At 73.1% G+C, this 3,453-nt stretch carries 4 protein-coding genes; all 4 read left to right on the top strand.

Going from position 1 to position 3,453, the window contains the following annotated elements; all coding sequences use genetic code 11:
- A partial coding sequence (locus tag ACV4UX_RS17940) for an HD-GYP domain-containing protein (protein WP_491594647.1) occupies positions 1-800 on the top strand: 800 nt, incomplete at its 5' end.
- Positions 801-823: 23 nt separating this feature from the next.
- On the top strand, positions 824-1,861 hold the full coding sequence (mnmA, locus tag ACV4UX_RS17935) for a tRNA 2-thiouridine(34) synthase MnmA (RefSeq protein WP_491594646.1): 1,038 nt from the start codon (positions 824-826) through the stop codon (positions 1,859-1,861).
- Between the two features lie 34 nt (positions 1,862-1,895).
- Complete coding sequence (locus ACV4UX_RS17930; protein WP_491594645.1) at positions 1,896-2,501, top strand: D-glycero-alpha-D-manno-heptose-1,7-bisphosphate 7-phosphatase; 606 nt, start codon at positions 1,896-1,898, stop codon at positions 2,499-2,501.
- Positions 2,498-3,453 (top strand): oligosaccharide flippase family protein (locus ACV4UX_RS17925; RefSeq protein ID WP_491594644.1); only part of this gene is annotated, 956 nt, incomplete at its 3' end. The genes ACV4UX_RS17930 and ACV4UX_RS17925, both read left to right, overlap by 4 nt.

The raw sequence follows: 3,453 nt of genomic DNA, 5'->3' as shown, positions 1-3,453 counted from the left end.
AGGAGCGCCTGCGGGAGCGCCTGGATTCCCTGCGGGAGGACTTCGCCTTCGTGGGCGAGTGCAACATCGGCGGCGAGTTCATGTCGCCCGAGCGCGTGGAGCGCCTGCGCGGCATCGCCTCGCGCACCTGGGCGCGCCACTTCAGCGACCGCCCGGGGCTCTCCCAGGCCGAGCTGGACCGCCTGCCGTCCCCCGAAGCCCCCCTGCCCGCCCAGGAGCCCCTCCTTTCCGACAGGCCCGAGCAGCGCATCGCGCGCACGCGGGCCCAGCTCTGGCCCGACGAGCTGCCCGTGGCCATGGAGGTCCCCGAACTGCTCTACAACCTGGGCGAGCTGCACAACCTCTGCGTGGCCCGTGGGACCCTCACGCCCGAGGACCGCTTCAAGATCAACGAACACATCATCCAGACCCTGGCCATCCTGAGCCAGATCCCCTTCCCGCCCGCCCTCAAGCGCGTGCCCGAGATCGCCGGAGGCCACCACGAAACCCTCGACGGCCGGGGCTATCCCTTCCGCCTCGACGCGGACCGCCTCTCCATCGAGGCCCGCATCGTGGCCGTGGCCGACATCTTCGAGGCCCTCACCGCCTCCGACAGGCCCTACAAGAAGGCCAAGACCCTGGCCGAGGCCCTGGGCATCATGCGCCGCATGCGCGACGACCGCCACATCGACCCGGACCTTTTCGAGGTGTTCCTGCGCTCCGGGCTCCACGTGCGCTACGCCGAGCGCTTCCTCATGCCCTGGCAGAACGTGCCGGTGGACGTGGAGGCCCTTCTGCGGCAGGATGCGCGCGGCGGTTGAACGCCCCACGGACCCCACGCACCATGACACTGGCCGTCGCGCTCTCCGGCGGCATGGACAGCCTCCTCGCCCTGGCCCTTGCCCGCGACGCCGGACGCGAGGTTCTGGCCGTGCACGCCCACTTCCTCCCCCCGGACCGCCGCGCCCGGGAGCTGGCCCGCGCCCTGGATGACCTCTGCGGAGGTCTGGGCGTGCCCTTCCACGCCCTGGACCTCTCGCGGGAATTCCGCCAGCGCGTGGTGGACCCCTTCGCCGACGCCTACGCCTCGGGCCTCACGCCCAATCCCTGTGCGGCCTGCAACCGCGACATGAAGTTCGGCCTGCTCTTCGATGCCGCCCGGGCGCTCGGGGCCGGGCGCATCGCCACCGGCCACTACGCCCGCCTGGTCAGGGTCCCCGAGGGCGGCCAGGCCCTCCTGCGCGGGGCAGATCCCGCCAAGGACCAGAGCTATTTCCTCACGTTGGTTCACCGCCGGAACCTGGACCTGGCCCACTTCCCCCTGGGCGACTGGACCAAGGCCCGCGTGCCCGCCGAACTGGCCCGGCGCGGCCTGGCCCCGCCCCTGCCTTCGGAGAGCCAGGAGGTCTGCTTCGTCCCGGACGACGACTACCGCGCGTTTCTCCAGTCCCTGGGCGCGCCCCTGCCCGGCCCCGGCCCCATCGTTTTGGAGGACGGCCGGGAGATCGGCCGCCACCAGGGCCTCTGGCGTTACACCGTGGGCCAGCGCAAGGGCATCGGCGTGGCCTGGGGCTTCCCCCTCCACGTACTGGCCAAGCGCGCCGGGGACAACGCCCTGGTGGTCGGCCCCAAGGCCGCCCTGGCCGCGCTGGAATGCCGCGTGCGCCAGGTCAACGCCCTGGCCGACCCCTCCGGGTGGCCCGGGGAAGTCCTGGCCCAGACCTGCTACCGCCAGCGGCCCAGGCCCGCCCGGGCCGTCCCCGACGGCGGCGGAGGGCTCCTGCTGCACTTCCTGGAACCCGTGGAACGCCCCACCCCCGGCCAGGTGGCCGCGCTCTTCGACGGCAGCGGCCGCGCCCTGGCAGGCGGGATCATCGCTTGAACCCCCGCCCGCCTTGGGCTATCCCTCGCGGGCAATGAAACCCATCCGCAACGCCCTCATCGACCGCGACGGCACCATCATCGTGGAAAAGCACTACCTGCACGACCCGGCCCAGGTGGAACTGGTCCCCGGCGCGGGCGAGGCCCTGGCCGCGCTCCAGAGCGCCGGGGTGCGCCTCTTCGTGGTCACCAACCAGTCCGGCATCGGCCGGGGCTACTACCGCGTGGAAGACTTCCGGGCCGTGCAGCGCCGCCTGGAGCAGCTTCTGGCCCCCCACGGCGTGCGCCTCCAGGGCACGGCCTTCTGCCCCCACGCCCCCGGCGAGGGCTGCGCCTGCCGCAAGCCCGAGCCCGGCCTCTGGCAGGAACTGCGCGCTGCGCACGCCCTGGACCCGGCCGAGACCGCCATGATCGGCGACAACGCCTCCGACGTGGCCTTCGGTCGCTCCTGCGGCTTCGCGGAGTCCGTGCTGGTGCTCACCGGCCACGGCAGGCGCTTCGCCGCAAGCCTGGGCCTGCCCGAAGAGGTGGCGGACTGGACCCGCCTGGACGCACCCGCACCGGAACAGCCCACCATCCTGGCCCGGGACCTGCCCGGCGCGGTGCGGGCTCTGCTCGCGGGCGCGGGGAGCGCCCCGTGAGCGCTGCACGCCGCTTCGTCCAGGCCCTGGCCGGGCAGTGGTCGGCCACGGCCTACTGCGCCGTGCTGGCCACCCTGCTCTCCTTCGTGCTGGGCCGCGTGCTCGGCCCCGAAGCCTTCGGGGTGTACTCCTACATCCTCACCCTGGCCTCGCTCTTCGCCATCCTCCAGGACGGCGGATTCTCCACCCTGATCTTCCGCGAGACGGCCCACCCCTCGGAACACCTCACGCCAGGCCCCCCGCTCCTCCGCCAGGCCCTGGCCCACTGCGCGCTCACCACCCTGGCCGGACTCGCCCTCCTCTGGCTCGCTCCCCTGGAGCACAAGGCGGCTCTGGCACTGGCCGTGCTCTACTACGCGCTCTTCAGCGCCGGAAGCTACCTCTCGGCCGCCATGAAGGGTTCCGGGGCCTTCGTGGCCGAGGCCCGCTGGCGCATGACCGTGCGCACGGCCACGGCCGTCGCCCTGGGCCTGGCGCTCCTCGTGCCCGGCGCTGGCGCGGCCGCCCTCTTCGGGGGCTACCTGGCGGGACAGCTCCTGGCCCTGTCCCTGCCCATGGCCGCCCCCGTGCGCCTCCTCCCGGCCACGCGCATCGAGCCCGCGCTCTACCGCAGCTGCGGGGCCTTCCTGCTCATCAGCGCGGCCACCACCATCTACTTCAAGTCCGACATCATCCTGCTCACCCAGCTCACCGCCGACCCCGCCGAGGTGGGCCAGTACGCCGCCGCCTACCGTCTGGTGGAGGCCGCCGTGCTCTTCTCCTCGCCGCTCTCCCACATCTTCTTCCGCACCCTGCGCACCAGCCTGGGCGACGCGGCAGCCTTGCGCTCCAGCTTCCGTCGCCAGATGGCCGCCATGTGCCTGCTGGCCGCCTCGGGCACGGCCCTGGCCCTGTGGCTCGGCCCCGGGATCATCCGCCTCGCCTTCGGCGAGCGCTACGGCCCGGCCGGAGA

The organism is Fundidesulfovibrio sp. (assembly GCF_058402725.1).
The sequence above is the reverse complement of the archived record's forward strand: the minus strand, read 5'-3'. Positions and strand labels throughout refer to the sequence as shown.